The organism is Mycolicibacterium arseniciresistens (assembly GCF_030519285.1).
Classification (GTDB): Bacteria; Actinomycetota; Actinomycetes; order Mycobacteriales; family Mycobacteriaceae; genus Mycobacterium; species Mycobacterium arseniciresistens.
The window spans coordinates 1-1,631 of the sequence record NZ_JAUMSQ010000521.1 but is presented as its reverse complement, the minus strand read 5'-3'; the positions used below and the strand labels follow the sequence as shown (position 1 = coordinate 1,631).

The following is a 1,631-nucleotide window of genomic DNA, read 5'->3' as shown; positions in this document are numbered from 1 at the left end:
GGTCTTGCTTCTTTCTTGGTGTTTCTCGTTGTCTTCTGACTGCTTGAACCCGCAGGTCAGCGGTTTAATTCCGCTGGCAGTAATTGGTTGACCGGTGGCAGGAAGTGATCGCTCGGGACTTCGTTTCCGGTACCGCTGGGATCAATTCGGCAAGACGCGACGCACGAATACTCGTTCCGCATTCACCACCAAGCCCGTCGGCGGGGGAACCGGGTCTGGGCTTGAGGACCGTTCAGTCAAGAATCCGTTCGGGCCTAACGCCGACTTCGCGGGGTGGTCGATGTTGCCCCGCAGCGCCCCGCGAGCGTTCCATCCGTCCAAATTGTTCTTGACGTCCGGTAGCCGCCCGCGCGTAGCGGACCTCCGCTCGACTCTGTTGGACGGAAGCTTCGCTCCGAGGCCGCTTTGCGCTGATCACCCGCCACACGACAAAGGCCACGAACCCGGAGGTTCGTGACCTTTGTCGATTGTGGGCGAAGGGGGACTTGAACCCCCACGTCCCGAAGGACACTGGCACCTGAAGCCAGCGCGTCTGCCATTCCGCCACTCGCCCTGAAGACCGAGGGAGCCTATCACCCGACCGCCTCGGCCCCCAAACCGTACAGATCGGGCCCAACAGGGCCCCCAGCAACCCCCGCAGCTCCCAAGATCGCGCGCCTGACCTGCACCGACACGATTCTCAGAGTTCTGTTGGTCCCGCAGTTCAGTACTGGGCCGATACCATGCACTGCAGGAAAGTGCCCGGGCGACACGCGGTGGGAGGCCGAGGCGCGCGGGGCCGAGCGACGACACGAGTGAGGCGGGCGGTGACATGGGACTGGTCGACCGCATCGAACGCAAGCTCGAGTCCACCGTCGGCGACGCGTTCGCCCGTGTCTTCGGCGGATCGATCGTCCCGCAGGAGGTTGAAGCACTCCTGCGCAGGGAAGCCGAGGCCGGCACCCGCGAGGTCGGCCGCGGTCGCATTTTGGCCCCGAACGAGTACGTAATTACCCTCAGTGTTTCCGACCACCAGAAGGTGAGCGCCGACCCGGACCTGACCTCGACCACATTCGCCAGACATCTGGAGGGATACATCCATGATCAGGGGTGGCAAACGTATGGTGATGTGGTCGTCAGGTTCGAGCAGTCCCCGAATCTGCACACCGGCCAATTCCGCGCGCGGTGCGCGGTCAACCCCGACTCGACCACCGGCGAACCCGCCCCAGCAGACCGAGAGCATGCGTCCGACGCAGGATCAGGAGTACCACCGATGACCGACAATCCGACGTACCGCGGCGGCGGCCAGGGACAGGGGCGGCCCGGCGACGAGTACTACGACGAGCGGTACGGACGCCAGGGCGACGATCCGCGCGCGGCCTACCCGCCCGAGCAGGGCGGCTACCCGGCGCAGCAGGGTGGCGAGCCCAACTACCCGCCCCGCGGCGGCTACCCCGAGCAGGGTGGCTACCCCGACGGCGGCGGCTACCCCGAGGGCGGTGGCGGCTACCCGGACCAGGGTGGCTACCCGCCGCCGTCCTATGAGCAGCGCGGCCCGGCAGGTCCCGGCGGCTACGGCCCGCCGCCCGGCCCGCCGCCCGCAGGCGGCTACGACCAGGGCTACCGTCCGGGTCCTGCCGGCCCCGGCCCCG

General features: G+C 67.3%; 1 protein-coding gene and 1 tRNA gene. One reads left to right on the top strand and one right to left on the bottom strand.

The window, feature by feature from the left end:
- Positions 1-470 precede the first annotated feature (470 nt).
- Positions 471-553, bottom strand: a tRNA-Leu gene (locus Q2100_RS31215).
- 258 nt (positions 554-811) lie between these two features.
- Between Q2100_RS31215 and Q2100_RS31210 the strand changes: the two genes are divergently transcribed.
- On the top strand, positions 812-1,631 hold an 820-nt coding region (locus Q2100_RS31210; protein WP_302917122.1), incomplete at its 3' end, for a DUF3662 domain-containing protein.